Here is a 272-nt window from a genome sequence, read left to right as displayed (position 1 = left end):
GCGTCGTTGAACTTGAACGCGTGTTCGAGTTCGTCGAGCGTGGTCTGGTCGCATTCGATGTTCATGCAGACGTAGTGAGCCTTCGCGAGTTTCTCGATCATGTAGGCCAGTTGACGACGGCCCCAGTCTTCCAGGCGGTGGATTCTGCCACCGTCTTCTTCGATCAGCTTGGTGTAACGCTCAACCATGCCGCCGACTTGCTCGCTTTGATCCGGGTGGACCAAAAAGATGATTTCGTAATGACGCATGAATGCTCCTTACGGGTTGTAGCC

General features: G+C 54.4%; 1 protein-coding gene. It reads right to left on the bottom strand.

Annotation, left to right across the window (positions count from 1 at the left end):
* Positions 1-248: 30S ribosomal protein S6 (gene rpsF / locus SB751_RS30620; protein WP_410749100.1), on the bottom strand; the 248-nt coding region annotated here is incomplete at its 3' end.
* Between the last annotated feature and the right edge of the window lie 24 nt (positions 249-272).

Origin of the sequence: Cupriavidus sp. SIMBA_020 (assembly GCF_046535395.1) — a bacterium.
Classification (GTDB): Bacteria; Pseudomonadota; Gammaproteobacteria; order Burkholderiales; family Burkholderiaceae; genus Cupriavidus; species Cupriavidus campinensis.
This window is presented reverse-complemented; position numbering and strand designations above follow the sequence as displayed.